The sequence below is a fragment of the Xenococcus sp. PCC 7305 genome (genome assembly GCF_000332055.1).
In the GTDB taxonomy this organism is placed as follows: Bacteria; Cyanobacteriota; Cyanobacteriia; order Cyanobacteriales; family Xenococcaceae; genus Xenococcus.
This window is the reverse complement of sequence record NZ_ALVZ01000121.1, coordinates 1-23,314: the sequence shown is the minus strand read 5'-3', so window position 1 is coordinate 23,314 and position 23,314 is coordinate 1. Positions and strand designations below refer to the sequence as shown.

Genomic DNA, 23,314 nt, shown 5'->3' with positions numbered 1-23,314 from the left:
TTGGCACGAATAATGCCTTCGATATTCGATATGGAGCTGCCGGTAACCCGACTGAAGATATTTTCGATAGACGAACTATTGTCAAAGAAAGCTGTTTGACCATCCGGGACGGAAAATTCCTGAAAACTATGAAACAAATTATTGCCGGTGTCAGTACCACCAGTGATGGTGATGAGATCTCCGTTAGCATCGAGAATTGCTCTCGAATTAGTTGGCAGACTGGTATCGGGAGTGATTTGTGCTGAGGTACTCGATGTATTGTTCAAGAAGAAAAAAATTATGAGGCAGCAAATCAGCCACAAGCTTTTTTTCTCTGCTCTAACTTGTAATAACAAGAGATTTCTGATAGTCAGCATAAGTCAATAATTTGCTTTGGTTTCGGGACTGCTGAAATTATGGTGAATACACGTAAAGAACTAATTCCTCTGTCTGATTGTTCCCAATAGTTTCTCCAAAATCAAAGCAGACTGTAAAACCTTTCTAAAATGTCTTATACGCCAGCTATAAACTCTTGTCTTAGACTATATTTGCTATATTTGCCATTAGAAAGCGTGGGGCAGTAGTTTTTGCTGTTTGTACTTAACTTCCAATTCCTAGACTACCAGCCAAACTGGGACTTAAAGGGATCAGAGTAGCTAGCATCAGAAATAAAATCAGTAGGGCCCAGGCTGCTCTGGTATCATCAGGTTCACTGATTTCATTGAGAGCTGGTCTTTCTAAGTCCCTTTGCAAAAATAGGACTAATACCACCCAATAAAGAGGAATGGGATTTGCAGGATTAAATAAAGCTACAATACCTAAAATAATGAGACTCGCGATCGTAGTACGTCGAGCAATTCTTCGCCCATAAATAGCGTGAACAATTCTGCCTCCGTCTAATTGACCTGCAGGCAATAGGTTTAAAGCTGTAATGACTAACCCCAACCAGCCGACAATTACTAGAGGATTGACATCGACAATAACTTCATGTAGCTGAGAACCCAAAATTACTTTGGCAAGAGTTCCTACTAACACAGATGCAGAGAAAAGCTCTGTAGGTAATTGAAAAAGACTACCAGGATGAGAAAAAATTAACCCCAATGTCAGCAAAAATAAGGAGAGGATCCCTCCAATAGCTGGCCCGGCAAAAGAAACATCAAAGAGGACATTTCTATTGGGTAATAAAGATTCAAAACGGGTAATCGCCCCAAATGAACCAATTTGCCAAGTTGGCAAAAAGAAAGGAATACTTAGGCGGACATCATAACGTTTTGCAATAACTGCATGACCGATTTCATGGGCTATTAAGATAAACCATAGTCCTAAGGTTAAAGGAACAGCTTCTTGATAACGACCAAAATTACTAAACAAGTCAAAACCAAGTAATAAGCTTGACGCCTCTAAACCTGTTACCAGGGTTGCGATCGCCAAAACTAGGGCAAGATTCTTCTGTGCCAGGGTTGTAGTCTGAGGATCATTAGTACTTGGCAAAACTACAATTACAGGCTTGTCTTCAGGACTTTCAACTAAAAATAAGCGATATTTATCATCAAGTTTTGCCTGGAGTTTTTTTGTCAAAACACTGTGAGACTTTTCTGGTTCGCCTCTAAGATTTCCACGAAAAATTGCGCCTTCTTGATAAGAGATCGTTTCTGTGGCAAAAAAAGTATCAATGCCGAAAATTTCTTTGATTTTGATTAAGTCCTCATTTGGAATCGGAACTAATTCCTCGCCAACAGTTTGAGATTCAGCAACATCTGTCTCCACCGCGTTTCTTGCTTCTTCTTGGAGACGTTCGGCTGCTTTGCGTTGTAGCAATTCATCTTGTCCTGCAGCTCTCATTTGTTTTCCCAACCAAATATAAACGGCCACGGAAACAATTAGTAGGAATAAAATACCCACAAGATTGAGATAAATTCCTAAAGCAAATAGACCAAAAAATAGCAACCAGGGAGCCATTAAAACTACTGATTGCAACCAAGCTAGAATTCCCAGCTTTCCATAGGCCTTAGAACGATTATATCCCCAGGCTAAAATTACAAAAGCGGCAAAGACAATCAGAAAAGTTGCTGTAGACTCCGATCCGTTAAACATTATGGTTACTAGTTGTTGTTATCTGTGTGATAGTAAAGGGTTCGCTATTGATTGTAAACCGTTTTTACTTGGCAGCCTACCTCAAGGCTATAATGCCATGTTCCCGAGTCGCCCCAACGGTAAAGTAATAGTAATAGTGGTTCCTTGTCCCTGGCCAGGACTAGATAAACTAATTGTTCCTTTCATTAACTGAAGCAAATTATGGGAAATAGCTAACCCTAAACCCGTACCGCCGAACTTGCGAGTTGTTGAGCCATCAGCCATTACGAAAGGGCGAAATAATTTGTCCTGCTGATCTAGTTCTATCCCAATTCCCGTATCCCGAACAACAATTACAGCTTCTTTTGCCGCTGAAGAAAAATATGCATTACTGACTAGTTCATTTTGTTTCATTTCAACAGTCTGACAATTGGCGATTTTTGAGTCTAATGCCTGGTTAATATCTTTTTTTATAACTGAATTATTTTTATTACTAAAAGGATTTTCTTTTAGTCTAACTAAAACTTGAATTTCAATAGTTCCAGCATCTGTAAACTTAACAGCATTTCCTAGGATATTAAGGAAAACTTGTTTTAGTTTTGCGGGATCTGCCCTAACATGTATTCTCTGAGGCCAATTTAAAAATACTAAATTTAATCCTTTGCCTCTAATCGCGGCAATTTGCATACTAATAACATCATTGATAACTTTTTCCAAATTGACATCTTGAATATCCACAGAAATCTTACCTGCTTCAATTTTTGAGATATCTAGAACATCATTAATGATTTCCAAAAGGTGAATTGCTGCATGGTCAGCTTGTTGAAGAAATTCTTTCTCCTCATCTTTACTATCACAATAACCATCTTTAACTAACCTAATGCAGTTAATTATCCCATTAAGAGGAGTTCGTAATTCATGGGAAGTAGTCGCGAGAAACTCACTTTTTAGTTGATTGGCACTCTTTGCTTCTTGCCAAGCAGAAACAATTTCATCTCCTTTGGTTCTTAATCTAGTCACCATGGCATTAATTGCCAAAGAAAGTTGATTAAATTCTTTAATCCGAAAATTTTCTATGGTATCTTCTTTGGACTGTAAATCCTCTTTCTTAAGGGCATAGTCTCGAATATTTTCTAGGGGCAGCGCTAATTCCCGAGACATATATAGGGTGGCAAAGAAAGTTACTGTGATTAGTCCGACGGTCATGACCACTAAAACTCGGCGAATATCTCTTAGTGGGCAAAGGGCATCACTTAGGGGAGTAACAGATAAAATTAACCATCTTTGGGACGTTTCTGGGTTGATCGGATTAGGAATTGTATTGTATCCTACGAGGAATTCTAGACCTTCCTGTTCTGAAACAAATGGACGCTCAGAATCAATTCTTCTGATATCTTCCAGATTTAGTATTTTTTCCGAAGTTTTACTGTTCAGGATTGGCTGAATATTCTGTTCAATTATTTCAGGCAATAAATGATTTAAGATTGAACCTTCTTCATTAACAATCACCGGATAACCATCTAAAGATCCAGGTTTACGAGATTCTTCGTTGAGAATCGCTGATTTTACGGTCAAGGTGTAACGTAACTGATTATCCAGATCATATACAGGAGCAGTTAACCATAATTTGACTTGATTTTGAGATTCTAAATTGGAGGTTTTGAGGGTTTTTGCTGTTTTTTTGGGGGGATGAATCACGTCGACTTGAATTTGTTGTCGAGGAGTAAAAAAACTTTGCTTTTGTTGAGGCCAAGCATTGTAGTCTAGATTGGGTGACTCATCACAGTTGCTGGCAATTATCTTTAATGATTTAGGATCGTTGAGGTGAACACAAAGAATACTCTCCGGCAAAATTTGTGTGAGACGGGAGATTACAATTAATGTGTTCGTAGCCGAATCAGATTTTAAGATTTCTAGATCACTAGCAATAATCAAATTAGCGTAAACCTCATTAACAGATTGTCGAATGCTTTCGCCTTTACGAATTGCACTCTCAGTTAAATTTTGCCTTGCACTCTCCATAAAGGTGGAGCGAGCCTTACTATAGGTTATGTAAACCCCTGTCAACAATATCGGTACACTTAAAAAAAATAAGCGTGACAAGAGAATACGACGAAATGATGATGGCTTACCCAATGACATAATTATGCAGCTCTCTATCGTACATTGATCCACCCTAAGTTCATGATATCTATTGTTACAGAATCAGCTCTGTCAATAATTTAAATGTCTGTAAATCCTGACAACAAAAAGCGCCCTAAAACAACCGTTATTCTGGCGATGACAGCAGATGGCAAAATTGCTGACAGAGCAAAAACCGCCGCTAGATTTGCTTCGAATGCGGACAAAGCACATCTTGAATCACAAATAGCCTTGGTTGATGGTGTAATTTTCGGCGCAGGAACGTTGCGAGCCTACGGGAGTAGTCTACCAATTACTAATCCGAATTTATTACAGCAAAGACAAGAATTTATAAAACCTTTACAACCTGTTCATATCCTGGTTTCAGCCTCAGAAAATCTTGACGATAAAGAGAGGTTTTTTCAGCAAAAAATTCCCCGTTGGCGAATAACTTGCGAAGGCAGATCTAAAGAATTAGTTAGCGAATTAAGTCAAGACCCAAGAGTTAACAGTCGAGATCTCGGAGGAGTTAACTCTCTTTTTGAGCGAGTGATAATTGGCAAGTTTCTTCCTGAAACCAATTCTTTTGATTGGCGAGAAATCTTGCCTCAGTTACAACAATTGGGCATTGAGAGCCTGGCAGTTCTGGGTGGAGGCGAATTAGTCGCCTCGTTACTTGCTTTCGATTTAATCGATGAATTGTGGTTAACCGTTTGTCCGATAATTTTTGGCGGCAGAAACTCACCTACTCCCGTAGGAGGAATTGGCTTTTTACAATCTCAAGGAAGGAAACTGCAATTACTAGAAGTTAAGCAAATTGACCAAGAAATATTCTTACACTATAAATTTTTGAAAGATAATTAAGTTGTTTTTGATAATCGGATTTAGGATTAAGACCTTATCCCCAAACAAATGTTCAATGCAATAGTTCTTTTTTTAGCAAACTAATTGATTTAGGACTAATGTATTTGTCACTACAAATAATTTCAGGCAGGCGAATTAAGTCTGCCTTGACAGAAGCGAGTGCTTCTTTCACTGAATCATAACTAGAAGGACCAGTGATTATGGTATGGGCATTACGAATGACTGTCATTAATCTGTTGCGATCGCGCTGAGGTGCAGTTAGGACGAGAATATCCTCTCCTCTTTGGCTTCTGACAATACTTTCGGCAATCTTAAGAGTTGATTCACTAAGACTAACTATTCCTAAACGAGCTTGTGATGGCAATTTCTTGATCATTGCTAACTCTTTACTGTAATCGTAAATATCAACGGGGATAATTCGGAAAGAATTGGCGGGCACAATTTCTAACACTTCTTTGAGAAAATAACGGTTAGTAATTAAAGTCCCAAAATTGGTCTCTTCTAGTAGTTCAGAAAGTTTTTCTAAAGTAACTAAATCTACAGATATTTTTAAAGACTCAGTCAATTCTTGATGCATGATCTCTCCTGCACTTAGGTCCCGCCGGGGAACTGTGATAATTACTTTTTCCTGGCAACGCAAACGCCAATCGATTTCTTCAATCAATAATTCTCTAATTTCTGTTAAGTTACAACCTTGTTCTAAAAGATTATCAATGGTTTCTTGAATCAAATTACTATTAGCACCAGTTGGCGAATCTATTGTGGTTTCTAGTTCGGGATTTTTTACATAAATCCCTGAGCCGGCAACGGATTCGACTAGTCCTTTTTCTTCTAAATTTTGGTATACCTTGCTAATAGTATTACGATGCAATCCTGTAATCATTGCTAACTGTCTGGTGCTAGGTAAACGATGACCCGTGGGATATTGTCCAGACGCGATCGCAAATTGAATTTGGGCAAACAATTGTTTTGAGGCAGGAACATCGCTATCAGTGTGGATTTGGAAATTTAGCATATCTTTTGAAAACAGTCCCGCCTAGCGAGACAATCAGGAGCAAGGGGCGATTCTAAGGGATATTTTCTTAAATTCCCCTAACAAAATTCTAAAAAATTAATTAGTTAAGCTTAAATATAAAGTGCATAAATATCGGTGCGTTAGTAAGCAATTTAAAAATAAAATTATTTTAGGTATAAGTACTCATGGTGTCCGCTCCCAAAAAACCTACTCCACAGCAACCCCATATTGTTGACCCCATTAAAACCGCACGGGGTGTATATGTCACTATTCATGGTCATTTTTATCAGCCTCCTCGGGAAAATCCTTACTTAAATACTATTGAAAGACAACCGAGTGCCCAACCTTATCATGATTGGAATGAAAGGATTCATCACGAATGTTATCGTCCCAATGCTTTTGCGAGAATTCTTAATGATCGACAACAGTTGATTGGGATTGTTAATAATTTTGAGTATCTAAGTTTTAATATTGGGGCAACCTTGATGTCATGGTTGGAACAGTATGACCCAGAAGTTTATCAACGCATTATTGACGCGGATCACCTAAGCCGAGAAAGACTTAATGGTCATGGCAACGCGATCGCTCAAGTTTATAATCATATAATCTTACCTTTAGCTAATAAGCGCGATAAATATACGCAAATTCGCTGGGGCAAAGAGGACTTTTATTCTCGCTTTAAAAGAGAAGCTGAGGGCATGTGGTTAGCAGAAACCGCAGTAGATGCAGAAACCCTTGAAGCCCTGATCGATGAAGAAATTCGGTTTATCATCCTCGCACCTTCTCAAGCAGAAAGCTGTCGTCCGATACCCCAGGATCCAAGTGATGATTCGGAGTCTCAATGGCATAAAGTCGCAGGTTCTCAAATTGATCCCACTCGCCCCTATCGTTGTTTCATCCCAGACGGCAGATATATTGACATTTTCTTTTATGATGGTCCGATTTCGAGAGATATGGGATTTAATGATGTCTTGGAGACAGCAGACAATTTAGCGGGAAGATTGGGACAAGCTATTAAAGGAGATAATCGCCCTTCTCAACTAATTAATGTAGCAACAGATGGGGAAACCTTTGGTCATCATAAAGGTGCTACGGAAAAATGTCTGGCCTATGCTTTTTCCACAATCTTTGCGGCCCGTGGTTGGCAGGTCACTAATTATGCTCATTATCTTAGTCTCAGTGAACCAACTTGGGAAGTTGTCCTCAAACCAGTAACTTCCTGGAGTTGTTCCCATGGCGTGGATCGCTGGCAGGCTGATTGTGGCTGTGGTGGCGGTGGGTTGTGGAACCAAAAATGGCGCAAGCCCCTTAGAGAATCTTTGGATTGGCTACGAGATCAGCTGATTACAGTTTATGAAACAGCAGGAAGTAAATTATTTCGTGATCCTTGGCTGGCTAGGGATGAATATATTCAAGTAATACGCGATCGCTCTTCAACTCAAGTAAATGAGTTTTTAATCGATCAGCAAAATCATGAATTAACAGCCGAAGAAAAGATTGATGCGCTGCGACTTTTGGAAATGCAGCGTCATGCTCTATTGATGTACACAAGCTGCGGTTGGTTTTTTGAAGAAATTTCTCGCCCTGAAGGAACTCAAATCCTGCGTTATGCCTCTCGTGCGATCGAGTTGGCAGGAGCAGTGGCCGGAATCCATTTAGAAACAGAATTTATCGATCGCCTCAGTCTGGCCCCCAGCAATGTCAAGCTCTTTGGCAATGGCGGTGAAGTTTATCGCCGCTCTGTAATTCCTAGTCAAGTAACTCTTGAGCAAGTAGCCGCTCATTACGCTATTAATTCTCTGTTCAAAAACTATTTGCCCGAACAGAAGATTTATTGTTACCACAGCGAACAATTTGATTGCCAAAAACAATCCATGGGTACCTTGAGCCTAGTTGTCGGTCAGGTTCGCTTAACTTCGGAGATCACTTGGGAAAGCAAACATTTCGTTTTTGCCGCCTTACATCTAGGAGGTTGGGATTTCCACTGTTGTATTAAACCCTTCTCTAGTCGTCTTGACTATACTCAGGTAAAAAAACAATTGTTCGATGTCTTACAAGAAGCTAGTACTGTTCAAATAATTTTGGTGCTGAATCGGCTTTTTGGCGATCTCAGTTTTAACTTGCAAGATATTTTCGGGCAGGAAAGACATCGCATTATGAATCAATTAACATCGGATACCAAGAAGCATCTCGATCAACTCTATACTCAGGTTTACCGGGAAAATTATAGTATTTTAGTGGCCTTTCAAAGAGAAGGTTTACCCGTTCCCCAAGAAGTAAAAGTTGCGGCAGAAGTGGCTTTGTCTGCACGTTTTGCTGCGGCAATTGCCGAGATCAAAAAGTTACAGGAGCAACCGCAAGAAGTCGAAAACTATTTGGCGGAATTAAAAGAAATTGTGATTGAAGCCAACCATCTTAATTGCCAATTAAATACTAATGATGCCAAGAGAATTTTAGAACAATTAATTTTTAGTTGGTTAGAGCAACTTCTTTATGATAAAAATCCCGCAACCTTAGAAGAAGATGTTGCTAGATTGGAAAACGCGATCGCGATTACAAATCAATTAGAGTTAGACGTTTCTTTGGCTCGCGCTCAGGAGGTTTATGCTCAATGTTTACAACAGACAATAATACCTGGTTGTTTAGTTACAAATTTTGCTTGTCGTTGGGATACTAGTAAAATAAAATCTCTCTTAAAATTGGGAACTAAGTTAGATATTGATGTTCATAAATATCTTTGAACATTGAACATTTATTTGACTAAAGTGATCGCGTAAAGCTTGGCAATACACGATCTTTTTGGATTAATGACACGACTTGGCAAAATTAAGTTAATTGCGAGTAAAAGGTGTTAGGTGTTAGGGAAATCCGGAAAAATGATGAATCCAGCAATGATAGACATAAAAATTCTTTATATCCAAAATATTCTCCAATCTAAATCAAAAGATGACTTTTTTTACCTAAAACCTACTACCTAAAACCTAACACCAGTCCTGACTAGACCATAAAATTGCCAAGTCGTGTTAATGATTATTCTTAGTAATTTATCAATTAAAAAATAAGATTAAGATTTTAACTGTTAACTCTTGACTTCTGCGCAGCGACACTAGCCTTGTTCGATACAATCCATCACTTGTAAATAAGCAGGATCATCTGGTTTAACTTCTCTTTCCTCGATCGCATCCTCATCAAGAATAGCTTTCCTCGCATTGTCCGCCACAATTGCATTAGAAATTAATTCGAGAGCATCAGGTCGATCAATATTATTAAGTGCATCTACATATTTTCGATTATTAGCTGGGCGCACTGATTCTTGGCAATAGTTTGATAATTGACGACTCTTGGTGATGACCTCAAAAGCAAAATCTCTTTCTTTGCTGTTACCATATAAAACTTTATAAAGAAGATTTACCATAGTTGCATCATGGATTTGAATAGAATATTTGGCCTCAATTTGGGGCCAATACCTCAAAGCTTTTAATCCTTCTAAGGCACCTTTGTTCAATCCAGCATCTTCACACCATTGCTCAAACTCTTCAATACTCAAAGGACAACGACCATGTTTAATAATCCCCCTCGCTAATTCTTGCCCAGCTTGAAAGTTGCGAGTTGGTTTCCCAGACACTGGAAGCATCATACTGCCTCGCACATCAGCTACCATCGCTGTCAACTGGGCAAAAGTATGGTCTCTAACCCTCTCTCTATAACCTCCTCTATTAAGAGTTGCTTCAATACTTGGAACGCCATATCCTAGTTCAGTCAAAGCGACGGTTTGCTGAGAATAAAGTTTTTGACGATCTTTTCTCAACATAGAAACGGTTGCTGCTTGATCCAGACATTGATTGAGCAATAAGGTCAGTAAAGTAGGCAGAATACCTGGGTTTTGTTGATGATATTCATACCCAAATCCCGCAAAGATCGATGCCATGTTTTTGGCAGCTTTAATATATTGTGCTTCAACATTATGAATACCAGGTGAAACCTGAATATTGGGGGATAGTTTATTCAACATATAGGCCCCTATTAATGCGGTTAAGCCATTGGGGTGACAAAAATTGGCCGTAAAGCTATCAAGAGGATCACGCAATGCCCCATGGCGGTGAAAACCGGAGAAAAAGCCTAAATTGAGGTTCTTTTCACATAGCACATAGGAATCATTTTTATCCTTGTCATGACTATAAGACCCAGCAAGACAACCAAAAACCACATTGTTTCGATTTAGTTGCCTTCTAATATTGCAAGCTTCAACTAAATCCTCTTCGATATATTTACTATTGGCAGTCAAAATCACCAATTCACATTTACTAATCAGATATTCTAAGGTGTTGGGCACTGATTTACCCTTTTTTTTGTGGCAAGCCATCCGATGCATTGTCGCCACATGTTTAGAGTCCATACCTTTGATGGCTTCTGCTGAGAATGCGCCCATTAATTGTCTACCAGGACGGGGAGCTAGCAACAAAGACTTTTCACTGTTTTGCATTGCTGAATTGTAAGCAAGAGAACCTGGATAGAGACCAATGCTATAAAATCCAATTTTGCCTTTACTCAATTCACGAATACGCTGTTTAATGCTTTTTTCATCTAATGAATTATCAAAGAAACTATTGTGCATTACTTTGGATTTTTTTAAAATTTCTTCTCTATGTAAAGCCTTTGAGGCTTAAACAGCATCTTATTCTATAGTATAAAGCGATACTATCAAAGTTCCATCTCTATGGTCAACAATTACTAGCTGTCAGTAAGAGCAGTTTTAGCCAAAGAAAAGACAGGAAACTCCTTGATCTATAAAATCAAATTCCCTGCCTTTAAGATTGCTATATATAATTTTTACATCTATTGTTTTGAAAATCCTCTTGGTTAATTGCTATTAGCAATAGGTAGAACCCCTCTTCCTTCTACTCTTTCACGATAGATTTCAACTTCTTCGCTATAGTCAATAGGTAAGACAGCAACTACATTTTCGTGGGGACGAGGAATGATAACCCAAGATTCTAGAGTGGCCCCTTCCGCTTTTTTTACTGCTTCAATTCCCGCATCCATAGCAGTTTTAACTTCGGAAACATCTCCGCGAATATTAACATTAAAGCGCGCACTACCTACTCTAATATATCCCACAAGAGTTACTCTGCCTGCTTTCACCATAGCATCTGCGGCGGCAAGTATGCCGGGAAAGCCTTTTGTTTCAATAGATCCAACTGCAGATTGCGATGGCATAAATTATCTCCTTTAGTTATGAGTATGAGTTTAAATTAATGTAAAATCAACTGTAATATTACAAGTTCTAATTTTAGACGCTAGTGATACCTTTTGGAATAGATCCATTAGCTTAAGAAGGAATTAAGAACAAATTAAAAACGAAATTGCTCTACGGCTTCTGTATATTCAATTGGTAAAACGGCAACGACATTTTCGGGGGGATTGGGCACAGTATAATGGGTTGTTACTTTTCCCCCAAAAGTATTTTCCGCTGCGATTAAGCCGGCTTCCATCGCTGGTCTAACCTCAGAAATTCCTCCACGAATTGCGATCGCAAAATTGCCGCTTTCTGCTTTGTCAAAATAGACTAAAGTTACTCTGCCGCCTTTGAGCATAGCATCAGCAGCAGCTAGCACTGCGGGAAAGCCCAAGGTTTGAATGACGCCTACAGCCTCTTGTTGGGGCATAAATATTTCTCCTAATAAAAAAACTATTGTGAGCTAAATTTTGATCGAACTGGGTATGGTTGGGGAAGCAATAACGCGATCGCAACCTGACTTTGGTTTTGCCCATTGATAGCGATACTCCAAAGGGTCGCCCCAGCATAAACCAAGATATATTTCTGTGCGAGCCGCGTCAACTTCTACCCATTCTGCTTGTCGAATTAATTTATCGACATATTCTGAACTAATCTTCAAGTGATGAGTAGTTTTACCCCCATCTGCTACATTTTCTAGTTCCTCTCTCTCCATTCCTGCTTCCTCAACTTGCCCTGGTGTATTGGCTAACCAAAACTTCATTCCCGAGGTCACTTCTTGCCAAAAATTGATTATGGAGTCTTTTGCCTGAATTAAAACTTGTTTGTCTGCTTCGATGGGAATTAATTGGTTGTATATTTCCGGAAAACAGATAGTTTGCTCCTTAAAATGACAATTACGCCAAATAATTCCTGATACATGGTGTTGTTTTTGATATTGATGTACTTGATTGCGAAAATCCTGATAAGCAAACACTTTACTCACTTGCTTCATATCCAATAATTTTGAGACCACAGGATCGTTGATTCTCTCTCGTGATGAGAGCACAATCCGTTTACCTTTCCAACTAGCTTTTAATTCGCGATCGAGTATTTCTATCAAGTCTTGAGTTGTATAAGTCATCAATTTATAGCAATTCGCGCTCGGATGAAGTACGGAGTTGTTCGGTTTAGAGAATGGTCGGAACCGCGCACCGTGAGAAATTTTCCAATAACTAGTAACTAGTATTCGTCCTTAATTGTATCTGTTGTCCAGAAAAAAAAGCTATCGTGATCGCGCTCAGGCAAAACCTGGCATTTCGCGATCGCAATAGCTTGATTTTAATCAAATATTATTTTCCTGAGATACAAAAGCTATACCTAGAAATGAAATATTCTTTGCTATTCGTTTATTGATGCACTACTAGGTATTCCAGCACCGCCACTAAGAATATCTGCTTCTTTGACAAAGCCACTGTAAGCCTCCATGCCATGTTCACTAATATCTAGACCTTGCATTTCTTCTTCTCGGTGAACGCGAATTCCTATTGTTGCTTTCAGAATAGACCAAACAACGCCACTAAAGATCAGAGTGAAAGCACCGATAGCGATAATCCCAATCAATTGAGTAATAAAGTTACCAGTACCGAAAATGCCGACTGCAAGAGTTCCCCAAATACCGCAAACCAAGTGAACTGAAGTTGCCCCAACAGGGTCATCAATCTTAATTGAATCAAAGAAGGAAACAGAGAATACTACAATCACACCAGCGATCGCACCGATCACAACAGCTTCCCACATGTCTACATCAGCACAACCAGCAGTAATACCGACTAAACCAGCAAGGATACCGTTAATGGTCATAGAAAGATCGGGTTTACCATCTTTAGTCCAAGTAGTAAGAGTTGAGGTAATACCCCCAGCAGCAGCTGCGAGGTTAGTCGTTACCGCAATATGAGGTACGTTGGCAGTGGCTGCTAGCTCAGAACCAGGATTAAAACCAAACCAGCCAATCCAGAGAATTAAACAACCTAAGGTTGCAAAACCCATATTGTGACCAGGTAAGGCACTAGTTCTCCCCTCTTGGTATTTACCAAGTCTGGGCCCAAGAATAGCAGCACCAGCTAGGGCGGCCCAACCCCCAACGGAGTGAACTACGGTAGAACCAGCAAAGTCGGAAAAGCCCATTTCACTTAACCAACCGCCATCCCAAACCCAATGACCTGTTATGGGATAAGAAATTGCCACAAGAAGGAAACTAAAAACGAGGAAAGCATCATATTTGATTCTTTCTGCTACCGCTCCAGAAACGATGGTGGCAGCTGTCGCCGCAAAAGCAACCTGGAACAAGAAAGAAATGGATGCGGGCACCGCGTCGGGGTAATTGCCATCTCCATAGGGCGTACCATCACCGGCAAAGAAGAAACCGGATGTGCCAATAAAAGCACTTCCTTCCCCGTACATTAAGCCATAACCGATCGCCCAATAAGCAATAGTTGCGATCGCAAAAACGATTAAGTTTTTTGACAGAATGTTAACAGCATTTTTCTGACGACAAAACCCGGTCTCCAACATCCCGAATCCAGCATTCATGAAGATTACTAGAACAGAACAAAAAAGCAGAAAAATAGAGTCTAATACAAGCTGAAATTGCTCAGGATTTGCAGCGACTGGGTCATCATAAAGCTGGGCATGGGCTGCTGTACTCCAAACCACAGTGATAACTGCTACTAGGGGAATACAAGCAAGCCAAGAAGTTGAGAAATTCTTGAAGATTGACCTTAAGAATCTGGGATATTGAATCCCGCGAGAGTTTTCCATTTTTGGAAACAGTTTTGAATTCATCTATTTCTTTAGCTAAGATAAAAAAGTATGTCGATTCTGTAACTTTAATGGTTACACTAAGAAATTAAATTTTCCCCAGTTTGTATGTTTACTGAATCTTTTTCTGTAAAGTATTGAACTGAATTTTCCCCGAAAATTTGGTATAATTCACGACCAAAAAATGATTTGCCAAGGAAAAAAGCCACCAAAGAAAATATTTTTAGCTTCTTTGAGGGCTTTTGCACTGAGATAAACTGCTATTAACAGTCGTAGTAAAGGGCGAATTCGTAGGGGTGAGGACGTAGACGCAAAGGGTTGACCTCAGCATCTATCTTGTACTCAATCCAGTTTTGAATGAAGTCTTCGCTAAATACCCCAGAATCAGTCAAGAAAGCAGAATCCTGTTGTAGGGCATCTAAGGCACCTTCAAGGGAGCCAGGGGTCGAGGGGATTTTGCTCAATTCCTCAGGGGACAGTTCATAAATATCGACATCTAGAGGCTCTCCTGGATCAATTTGGTTTTTCACCCCATCAATTCCGGCCAACAACATTGCCGAGAATGCCAGATAAGGGTTAGCAGTCGGATCTGGGCAACGGAACTCAAAACGCTTAGCTTTGGGATTGTCACCGCTCAAAGGAATACGCACTGAGGCAGAACGGTTCCCTTGGGAATAGGCCAAGTTGACTGGGGCCTCAAAACCTGGAACTAGACGTTTGTAAGAATTGGCTGAAGGATTGGTAAAGGCCAGGATAGCACCAGCATGTTTTAAGATCCCGCCAATGAAATATAATGCTGTTTGACTAAGATCTGCATATTTATCCCCAAAGAATAGAGGTTGACCATCTTTCCAGATCGACATATGAGTGTGCATCCCAGTGCCGTTATCATTAAATAAGGGTTTGGGCATAAAAGTAGCAGTTTTACCATGTTTTTTCGCTACATTTTTTACTACATACTTATAGGTTTGCACAAAATCAGCAGCCGATACTAGGTTGGAGAATTTGATACCCAATTCATTTTGTCCACCAGATGCTACTTCATGGTGATGTTTTTCGATGGGAACACCACATTTGCCCATAGTTAGCAGCATTTCACTACGGATATCCTGGAGGGTATCTGAAGGGGCAACGGGGAAATAACCGCGTTTGTGCTCAATCTTATAGCCTAGGTTACCGCCTTCTTCTTTCTTGCCAGAGTTCCAAATACCTTCGACAGAATCGATATGATAGAACCCTTCGTATTCTTCTTGACCAAAGCGAATATCATCAAAAATAAAAAACTCTGGTTCTGGTCCACAAAATACAGTGTCACCAAGGCCAGAGCTTTGGAGGTATTCCACAGCTTTCTGAGCTAGGGAACGAGGATCGCGATCGTACCATTCCCCTGTACGAGGTTCTTTGATCGAACAAATCATGCTAAGAGTTGGTATTTCCATGAAAGGATCGATCCAAGCAGTTTTGGGATCGGGCACCATTGCCATGTCGGAAGCATTAATTGCCTTCCACCCACGGATACTTGAACCGTCAAAAGCTACACCTTCAGTGAAAGCATCTTCATCAATGAGGCTGCGATGAAATGTACAATGTTGCCAAATACCAAATAAATCTACAAATTTAAGATCAATTAGTTCTATATTCTGATCTTGAATCATTTTCAAGACTTCTTGAGAGGTCTCAGGCATAAATATCACTCCTTTATATCTATTGGTATTAGCCTAGAATCATTCTTGATCGAATGGATTCTGAGAACTATGTTCTCACTGTTACAGAATTATCACGTCTCAATCTGATTTAAATCTGTAAACTTTACAAAAATGTATTGGATGTAACTAAATAATGAATTGTTAATGACATATATAATGATATATTAAATACTTATTTGCCAATTAGTGTTGATATCCGTTCTCAAAATTCTAATTTTTTCCCATTGGAAAAGCGAAAACTGTTATATTCACGATAACGTTATTTTAAGATGTAGCTTACAGCTCAAGGCTGATTCTGGTGTTAATTTTTGGTACAAAAGAGTGAAGAATATCCCCCCTGTCGATTTAACTAGACAGCACAAGATCATTGACCAAGAGATCGAATCCCAAGTGATAAAGGTTTTCCGCTCTGGTAGGTATATTGGTGGTACAGCGGTCACAGATTTTGAACAGAATTTTGCGGGATATCTTGGTGTTAGTCATGGCATTGGTTGTAATTCTGGAACAGATGCTCTCTACATGGCATTAAGAGCTTTGAATGTAGGGGAAGGGGATGAAGTTATCACCACAGCGTTTACTTTTATCGCCACTAGTGAGGTCATTGTTCGTGTGGGGGCCAAACCAATCTTTGTTGATCTCGAAGTCAATGGTTTTAATTTTGATCTTCAGCAGGTTGCCGCAGCGATTACAGAGCATACGAAGGCAATCATTGCGGTTCACTTGTTTGGGCAACCTGTAAATATGGATGATTTGATGGCGATCGCAAACAAGCATCAGATTCCTGTAATTGAAGATTGTGCCCAGGCAACGGGAGCAGCCTGGAATGGGACGAAAGTCGGTAGTATTGGTGTGGGTTGTTTTAGTTTCTTCCCGACAAAAAATCTGGGAGGTTGTGGTGATGGCGGAGCTGTAACTACTGATGATTGGGCGATCGCAGATCAAATAAGACTATTGCGAGAACATGGACTAGTCCGCGGGGCAGGGGCAAAAGTCACCTACCGTCATGATTTAACCGGACTTAACAGTAGGCTTGATAGCATTCAGGCTGCGATTTTAGACATTAAATTGCGCCATCTAGATAGCTGGAACGGACAACGCAGATTTGCTGCCAATAATTATACCCAACTATTAGAAAATGTTCCCAATATTAAATTACCGCAAGAAGTGCCAGGAAGTTTTGCTGTCTGGAATCAATATACGATTCGTATCCCCAATCGCAATTCTGATTCTTCCATAACTCGCGATGTTCTTCGCAATAAACTACAAGAGAAAGGAGTGATTTCTATGGTTTATTATCCTCTTCCTCTCCATTTGCAACCTGTTTATCAGGACTTGGGTTATGACAGGGGAATCTTGCCCAGGACAGAACAAGCGGCACAAGAAGTTTTATCTTTACCGATGTTTCCTGGTATTACTTTTGCAGAACAACAGCAAGTTGCTTATTCGTTGAAAGATTGTTTAGAGCAGTTGTAATTATATTTATTGGAATTAAAAATTTTATATTCGCTGGTGATACCAATCAATTCGCATCCATCGGTAAGCAGTGAAATTTAGCAAAATCCCTAGACAAAACAAAAATGTCATCAGAGCAATTTGATACCAAAATAATGGCTCAACAAATAAATCGAGAACTACATGGAGAAAATTCAAAACTGTATAAATCATGGTTAACCAAAAATGACACAGTCGATAACGCTGAGACGTACTAAAGGCCGTGACAACGATCGCCATCATCGGGATAGCAAAAAAAGCGAGCATACCCCATAAAACAGGCGCAATTTCCGTTATGGGAGAAGAAGGGTCAGCATCATGCTGATGAGCGACCATTGCCACATCAAGACCATGAAATAGAGGCATCAAAGCCAGTTGAGTATGAAATACTGTACCCAATAGAAAAACTGTCCACAAAGAAATTATCTTAACTTGGTAACCTAGCTGAGCTTTTGAATTCATTGGTTGATGGTCAATGCTAAATGTTTAGTAGATTGTCGAATAGATTTTCCTGTGATCATTTCTACAAGATCCATACCGTTGCCGATGACTCCTGGCACTCCAGGATAGCCAGCAGTAGCACCAACCAAAAACAAATTTGGTAATTCGGTTTTAAATCCTAAACGATTTAACCCAACTTGTTTTGGAATCAAGTTCGCCCCATACATATTGCCTTCAGGTTGTCCTAGATAGTATTCGCTCGTAGTCGGAGTCCCGAAAATCTTCATGCGAATGTATTGATCAATATCGGGAATCAAATCTCGCACACTAGCCATTAATTGTTGATATACTTCTCGTTTTTTTGCTTTGTAAGCTTGCATATCATTTTCATAGAAGTCTTTAAAAGATTCGTAAGGACAAACAGTCGTTATTTCCAGAACATGATTTCCCGAGGGAGCCATGCCGGGTTCGCGAGATTTTAGAGTTGGACAAGACAAGAAAATCCAGGGTTTGTCTAACTGTCCAGCAAATTGTTGTTGATAAGCCTGATTGAGATCTCCATTGGGGTAATACCAAATATTCCAGTTGCCAATGCCGTAGGATTCTGGCTTAAAGGAAGAGTCCAGGCCGAGATAAATATTGAACGCGCTGGCAGAATATTCATAGTCAGTCAGACGATGCAATTCTTCTTTACTTAAGGCTCCTGAATCTGACATCAAATTGACAGTTAATTTTGGGTCGAGATCGCTAATATAAGCTCTTGTCGCATGGTAAAGTTGGTTACCCGCCATGACGTCTGTGACTTGGTGATTTTCAATATTGATATTTTGCACTGGTGATGAATATTTAACCAGACCACCGCCAACTGTAATTGAGGCCACAATCTCATCTACCAAATGTTTAAAGTGATGCTGAGGATAATAGGCCCCATCGGCATAGTCCCCAACTAAAGAGGCATGAGACATTAGAGCGATGTCCTGAGGTGGCAAACCATAATCGCCACTTTGACCGGCTAAGATTGTCTGCAGCTGGGGCGATAGTTGGGCACGGTCATAAAGTGTTTGTAAAGTCCAATTCCTTTTGGCAAATATATTCCAATGCTTGGGAAGAAATAACCAATCTGACCAATTGAGATCAAACCAGTGAAATTCTTCATTGAATTTATGCAAGTTGTCATGTAATTGTTTTATTTCGTCGCAGTAATAATTAATTCCTGCTCTTTCTTCTGGGAAAGTGTTTAATAGGCGATCGCGTAAATTTTCCCAGCCCAAAGGAATCTTAAAATCAATTCCTGGTGCAATTATGCGATCAATACAGTCAGGATCGAGAGAATTAAACGGAACATTGCGCTCTAGATAATTCAAAAATTGATTGACCGTTTCGCCTTTGCCACATTGATAAATATAGTGAACATCGGCACAAAAACTATAATCGCCATAATCAAAAGTATGGCAACAGCCACCAGGCAAGTAATGTTGTTCTAGTACAACAACCCGATATCCTTGACGAGTTAAACAAGCCCCAGCAGATAGGCCACCCAACCCAGCACCCAAAATGACATAATCAAAACTTTCCATACGAACCTCTCTTATCTGTCTTCTTGGTCAATCAGATCGGCAATATGCGCTCTCAAAAGATAGTGGTTTTGCTCGATTTCATTTTCCATCTCAATACATTCCCCCGGGGCAATAAATTCACAGAGAACCCAAATTGGTTGTTGACCATCGACAACACCACATTCGACCAATTGACGAGCTTCTTTTTTAATCTCATCTATGCAATAACTCGTTTGCAACATATTACACCTCGCTAAACTACAAAAAAGCGCCAATCTGTCAAGAAACTTCTTTGGGATTCAAAGCGCAGATCAAAAAAGTAAACACTGAAAACTAGTAGTCCACCAAGTGAATCATGAAAGGCCAATAACAGGTAAACATTCTCCCCAACTCCCTATTGTCCTAATTCCCCATGACCCACTCAAACCTATCAGAACTTTTTTCTGGAGAACTACTAGGTTCTATAAACCCGTTACTGCTTGACTTTTTTTTACTTCGAGTTATTTGTCACATTGACTTTGACAACTTTTTTCGGTGAATTTTCCATTTTTGGCATGGTGAGGGTCAAGACACCATTTTGGAAATCAGATTGAATTTTGTCGGTTTTAATGAGCATTGGCAAAGGGACGACCCGTTTAAACTCTCCATAGTGAAATTCAGAACGGAAGAAATTTTTATCCTTTTCTTCGTGATTGCTTTCTTCTTTATGTTCACCAGAAAGAGTAACTTGATCTTCTGTTACTTCAACTTCAAGATCCTGGGCATCCATACCGGGAATTTCAGCTTTTAAAATCAATTCCTTGTCAGTTTCTTTAATTTCGACTGCGGGAAACCAGATGCCCATACTGCTAGGAATCCCTAGCCAATCATGATCGCCAGACGCCATATCTTCAAACAGACGATCCAATTGTTGTCTAATAGTACTTAACTCTCGAAAAGGTTGCCATCGAGTAATCGCCATCATTGACCTCCTAACCTATTAGGTTATGTAATACTTTTTTGAGGGTGGTATTACAGACTAATCTGTAGTCTTAGTCACAAAGTAAACTAAAATTCTGAGGAACTTGTGAGGAAACTACGGAGATTTTTTCAAGTGGTTATTAACTTCTTGACAACTTGAACTATTCAATAATTTTGCTCATATTTTTTAAGTCCAAAACCCGAGCTAATTCCGACTCACTCATCAGATTTTTTTCCAATACAATCTCGCGAATCGATTTCCCTGTTTCTAAGGATTCTTTGGCAACATCGGCAGCATTCAAATAACCAATATGATTATTTAAAGCTGTTACTAGGGCTAAACTCCCTTCGGCATAACCCAAACAGCGATCGCGTCTGGCTGTGATTCCCGCTAGACATTTGGTGGTCAAAGCTTCGATGGTATTGCCCAAAATCTCAATACTATGAATTAGATCATAGGCAATCAAAGGCATCATGACGTTTAGTTCTAATTGTCCTGCTTGGGCAGCAAAGGCGATCGCATTGTCATAGCCCATGACTTGAAAACAGACCATTGAAGTCATTTCTGCCATTACAGGGTTATATTTTCCTGGCATAATCGATGAACCAGGTTGCACCGCAGGCAATTGAATTTCTTTGAAACCTGTTTGCGGGCCAGAATCCATCAGGCGTAAATCATGGGATATTTTGACTAAATCTTGAGCGAGGTTGCGTAGGGCACTAGAAACACTGACAAAGGGTGACATACTCTGCATTGCAGCCATCAGATGATTGGCAGTTACCAAAGGTTTTCCAATTAGTTCGGACAATAGTTCGGCAACCCGATGACGATATTGGGGATGAGTGTTTAGTCCTGTTCCGGTGGCACTGCCCCCTAAACCTAAGGCATATAAGTCGGTTTCAGCTTGAGTTATTCTATCTTTATGAGCTTGTAATATATTTTCCCAGGCGCGAAACCCTTCTCCCAATCTAACAGGCACCGCATCTTGCATATGAGTGCGTCCAGATTTGACAATATCTTGAAATTGAGTTGCCTTATCCGCCAAAGTCGCGATCGCCTTATTCAATGCCGGATATAAACTATGTTCCAATGCCAATAAGGAACCGATGCGAATTGCCGTGGGAATAACATCATTAGTTGACTGACCATAGTTGACATGATCGTTGGGACTCACTTTTTTATAATTGCCTTTGTCATCTCCCAAAATTTCTAAAGCACGGTTAGCTAAAACCTCATTAACATTCATATGGTGGGAGGTTCCGGCCCCCGCTTGATAAACATCAACTACAAATTGTTCTCTTAAAGCACCCTTGAGGATTTCATCGGTTGCTTGAACTACGGCCTCGGAAATATCTTGAGGAATGCATGCTAGTTCCCCATTTGCGATCGCGGTGGCTTTTTTAATCAAGAGGCAAGCATCAACATAGGTTGGGAGGGGTTTAATGCCACTAATGGGAAAGTTTTCGGTTGCTCTTAAAGTCTGGATTCCATAATAGACATTCGCAGGAATCTTCCTTTCTCCCATAGAGTCTTTTTCGATACGATAGTTATTATTCATAATAAATATATATAATTAGCTTAATGTAATGGGGAACAGATCCAATATCGCAAAATAAGAACCAAGAACTCAGAATATCATAGTCATTAAATAATTAGTTTACTTCTTGGCTTGGGATATTTTAAGCTTTTTATTGTACTGGTAAATAAGAATAATGAGATTTAATTTCTGTAAAACCTTAATTTCATTGATAGTGGTGACTGAACTGTCATTACTGGGATGCACTCCAGAGCGATCGCTCTCCGCAAAGCCAACAGAGATTCACGATCGCATCTTAACCGTTGATGGTCATATTGATTGGCCAATACGTCAATTTTTAAATCCAGAATTTAACCCCAGTATTAGAAATGAGCCTGGTTTAGCCGATAGTGGCCAGTGGGATCTGGTGCGGATGGAAGAGGGTGGATTGGATGCGGTTTTCATGGCAATTTTTACAGTGCAAAGAGAGCGCAACAGCGAAGCTAACCAGCAAGCCAAAGCTCATGCTAATCAACTAATAGATTTAACTGAAAAGCTGGTTGCGGACAATCAAGATCAAGTGGAGATCGCTTTGAGGCCAGAAGATGCCTATCGCAATGAGAAATTGGGTAAAAAATCGATCTTTCTGGGAATGGAAAATGCCTATCCTCTGGGAACAGATCTAGAGAATGTACAGTTTTTCTTCGATCGCGGCATCCGATACATTACTTTGACCCATACCAAAAATAACGACTTAGCTGATTCTTCCACCGATGAGCAGCAAGAATGGGGTGGTTTAAGCCCTTTGGGGGCAGAAGTTGTTAGGGAAATGAACCGCTTGGGAATTATGATCGATGTTTCCCATGTTCATGATGATACTTTCTGGGATGTCATCGAATTGACTAAGGCTCCAATCATTGCTTCTCATTCCAGTGCTCGTGCGCTTCGCGATGTTCCTCGCAACATGAATGATGATTTGCTCAGAGCAATCAAGAAAAATGGTGGAGTCGTCCAGCTTTGTTTTTTAGGCGACTTTATTAAGGAAATGGAGCAAACTCCTGAACGCCAAGCAGCTCTCGAAAGTCTGTCAGCCGAATTAGCAGCCTGGTCGCAAGGGACATTAAGCCCAGAAGAAAGTAAAGCCTTGTTTGCTAAATATCGAGAAATAAATCAACAATACCCTGAAAATAAACCAACTCTTGCCGATGTGATCGATCATCTGGATCATATGGTAGAGATCATGGGTATTGATCATGTGGGCATTGGCTCTGATTTCGATGGTGGTGGGGGATTAATTGGGATTAATGATGTTTCCGAGATGCCCAATATCACTCAGGAATTGCTAGCTAGGGGTTACTCAGAGTCTGATATTCGTAAAATTTGGGGCGGTAATTTGTTGCGGGTTTTTGAGGAGGTGATTGCAGTATCTTCCAATAAATAATTCGGCGTTGCTGATTTAAAACATGAAAGAATTTTGGACTAATCTTCTTTGCTTCTTTCTTTGCGTCTTTGCGCCTTTGCGCGAAACGAATTCATATCTGGATTCAGCAACGCCA

Annotated in this window: 19 protein-coding genes; 4 read left to right on the top strand and 15 right to left on the bottom strand. The window is 39.9% G+C overall.

Features of this window, described 5'->3' with window-relative positions:
* From XEN7305_RS06185 to XEN7305_RS29280, 3 genes are all read right to left on the bottom strand, one after another.
* On the bottom strand, positions 1–266 hold a 266-nt coding region (locus XEN7305_RS06185), incomplete at its 3' end, for a filamentous hemagglutinin N-terminal domain-containing protein (protein WP_238568919.1).
* 313 nt (positions 267–579) lie between these two features.
* Positions 580–2,073, bottom strand: a complete 1,494-nt coding sequence (locus XEN7305_RS06180; RefSeq protein ID WP_006508506.1) for a site-2 protease family protein — start codon at positions 2,071–2,073, stop codon at positions 580–582.
* An 87-nt stretch (positions 2,074–2,160) separates the two neighbouring features.
* Positions 2,161–4,194 carry a HAMP domain-containing sensor histidine kinase gene (locus tag XEN7305_RS29280; protein ID WP_006508505.1) on the bottom strand — a complete coding sequence of 678 codons (2,034 nt, stop codon included), beginning with the start codon at positions 4,192–4,194 and terminating at the stop codon, positions 2,161–2,163.
* An 84-nt stretch (positions 4,195–4,278) separates the two neighbouring features.
* Here XEN7305_RS29280 and XEN7305_RS06170 point away from each other — a divergent pair, with 84 nt between their 5' ends.
* On the top strand, positions 4,279–5,037 hold the full coding sequence (locus XEN7305_RS06170) for a RibD family protein (RefSeq protein ID WP_006508504.1): 759 nt from the start codon (positions 4,279–4,281) through the stop codon (positions 5,035–5,037).
* Positions 5,038–5,089: 52 nt separating this feature from the next.
* Here XEN7305_RS06170 and XEN7305_RS06165 read toward each other — a convergent pair whose 3' ends face one another.
* Complete coding sequence (locus XEN7305_RS06165) at positions 5,090–6,052, bottom strand: GntR family transcriptional regulator (RefSeq protein WP_006508503.1); 963 nt, start codon at positions 6,050–6,052, stop codon at positions 5,090–5,092.
* 185 nt (positions 6,053–6,237) lie between these two features.
* Between XEN7305_RS06165 and XEN7305_RS06160 the strand changes: the two genes are divergently transcribed.
* Positions 6,238–8,793, top strand: coding sequence for a DUF3536 domain-containing protein (locus XEN7305_RS06160; RefSeq protein ID WP_006508502.1), 2,556 nt, complete (start codon positions 6,238–6,240; stop codon positions 8,791–8,793).
* A gap of 365 nt (positions 8,794–9,158) precedes the next feature.
* Here XEN7305_RS06160 and XEN7305_RS06155 read toward each other — a convergent pair whose 3' ends face one another.
* The 6 genes from XEN7305_RS06155 to glnA form a co-directional block, all read right to left on the bottom strand.
* A complete protein-coding gene (locus XEN7305_RS06155) occupies positions 9,159–10,667 on the bottom strand; it encodes a hypothetical protein (RefSeq protein ID WP_006508501.1) in 1,509 nt (502 codons plus the stop codon).
* A 245-nt stretch (positions 10,668–10,912) separates the two neighbouring features.
* Entirely contained in the window at positions 10,913–11,269 is a 357-nt protein-coding gene (locus XEN7305_RS06150) for a carbon dioxide-concentrating mechanism protein CcmK (RefSeq protein WP_006508500.1), read from the bottom strand.
* 134 nt (positions 11,270–11,403) lie between these two features.
* Positions 11,404–11,718: a carbon dioxide-concentrating mechanism protein CcmK gene (locus XEN7305_RS06145; RefSeq protein ID WP_006508499.1), complete on the bottom strand. Its 315-nt coding sequence runs from the start codon at positions 11,716–11,718 to the stop codon at positions 11,404–11,406.
* A gap of 33 nt (positions 11,719–11,751) precedes the next feature.
* A complete protein-coding gene (locus tag XEN7305_RS06140; RefSeq protein WP_006508498.1) occupies positions 11,752–12,411 on the bottom strand; it encodes a hypothetical protein in 660 nt (219 codons plus the stop codon).
* Positions 12,412–12,668: 257 nt separating this feature from the next.
* A complete protein-coding gene (locus tag XEN7305_RS06135) occupies positions 12,669–14,087 on the bottom strand; it encodes an ammonium transporter (RefSeq protein ID WP_006508497.1) in 1,419 nt (472 codons plus the stop codon).
* A 263-nt stretch (positions 14,088–14,350) separates the two neighbouring features.
* Positions 14,351–15,772 carry a type I glutamate--ammonia ligase gene (glnA, locus tag XEN7305_RS06130; protein WP_006508496.1) on the bottom strand — a complete coding sequence of 474 codons (1,422 nt, stop codon included), beginning with the start codon at positions 15,770–15,772 and terminating at the stop codon, positions 14,351–14,353.
* Positions 15,773–16,114: 342 nt separating this feature from the next.
* On the opposite strand from glnA, the gene XEN7305_RS06125 reads away from it, so the two are divergent.
* Positions 16,115–17,266: a DegT/DnrJ/EryC1/StrS aminotransferase family protein gene (locus tag XEN7305_RS06125; protein ID WP_040896928.1), complete on the top strand. Its 1,152-nt coding sequence runs from the start codon at positions 16,115–16,117 to the stop codon at positions 17,264–17,266.
* A 24-nt stretch (positions 17,267–17,290) separates the two neighbouring features.
* On the opposite strand, the gene XEN7305_RS06120 is transcribed toward XEN7305_RS06125, so the two are convergent.
* The 5 genes from XEN7305_RS06120 to XEN7305_RS06100 form a co-directional block, all read right to left on the bottom strand.
* Complete coding sequence (locus XEN7305_RS06120; protein ID WP_006508494.1) at positions 17,291–17,746, bottom strand: hypothetical protein; 456 nt, start codon at positions 17,744–17,746, stop codon at positions 17,291–17,293.
* Positions 17,743–19,302, bottom strand: a complete 1,560-nt coding sequence (locus XEN7305_RS06115) for an NAD(P)/FAD-dependent oxidoreductase (RefSeq protein ID WP_006508493.1) — start codon at positions 19,300–19,302, stop codon at positions 17,743–17,745. The genes XEN7305_RS06120 and XEN7305_RS06115 overlap by 4 nt, the downstream gene beginning before the upstream one ends.
* Before the next feature lie 11 nt (positions 19,303–19,313).
* The gene (locus XEN7305_RS06110) at positions 19,314–19,523 is read right to left on the bottom strand and encodes a DUF4327 family protein (protein ID WP_006508492.1); all 210 of its coding nucleotides are present in this window, start codon (positions 19,521–19,523) and stop codon (positions 19,314–19,316) included.
* Positions 19,524–19,771: 248 nt separating this feature from the next.
* Positions 19,772–20,245 carry an Hsp20/alpha crystallin family protein gene (locus tag XEN7305_RS06105; protein ID WP_144053204.1) on the bottom strand — a complete coding sequence of 158 codons (474 nt, stop codon included), beginning with the start codon at positions 20,243–20,245 and terminating at the stop codon, positions 19,772–19,774.
* A gap of 157 nt (positions 20,246–20,402) precedes the next feature.
* On the bottom strand, positions 20,403–21,800 hold the full coding sequence (locus XEN7305_RS06100; RefSeq protein ID WP_006508490.1) for an aspartate ammonia-lyase: 1,398 nt from the start codon (positions 21,798–21,800) through the stop codon (positions 20,403–20,405).
* A 196-nt stretch (positions 21,801–21,996) separates the two neighbouring features.
* On the opposite strand from XEN7305_RS06100, the gene XEN7305_RS06095 reads away from it, so the two are divergent.
* Positions 21,997–23,199: a dipeptidase gene (locus XEN7305_RS06095; protein ID WP_238568941.1), complete on the top strand. Its 1,203-nt coding sequence runs from the start codon at positions 21,997–21,999 to the stop codon at positions 23,197–23,199.
* Positions 23,200–23,314 lie beyond the last annotated feature (115 nt).